Raw genomic sequence first — 372 nt, forward strand, 5'->3', positions numbered from 1 at the left:
TGACACTGAACATTGAGCCTTGATGTGTAGGATAGGTGGGAGGCTTTGAAGCGTGGACGCCAGTCTGCGTGGAGCCAACCTTGAAATACCACCCTTTAATGTTTGATGTTCTAACGTTGGCCCCTTACCGGGGTTGCGGACAGTGTCTGGTGGGTAGTTTGACTGGGGCGGTCTCCTCCCAAAGCGTAACGGAGGAGCACGAAGGTTAGCTAATCCTGGTCGGACATCAGGAGGTTAGTGCAATGGCATAAGCTAGCTTGACTGCGAGCGTGACGGCGCGAGCAGGTGCGAAAGCAGGTCATAGTGATCCGGTGGTTCTGAATGGAAGGGCCATCGCTCAACGGATAAAAGGTACTCCGGGGATAACAGGCT

Annotated in this window: 1 rRNA gene; it reads left to right on the forward strand. The window is 54.0% G+C overall.

Features of this window, described 5'->3' with window-relative positions:
• Positions 1-372 (forward strand): 23S ribosomal RNA (locus FN082_RS17845); the annotation flags it as partial.

It is taken from the genome of Klebsiella spallanzanii, from assembly GCF_902158555.1.
Classification (GTDB): domain Bacteria; phylum Pseudomonadota; class Gammaproteobacteria; order Enterobacterales; family Enterobacteriaceae; genus Klebsiella; species Klebsiella spallanzanii.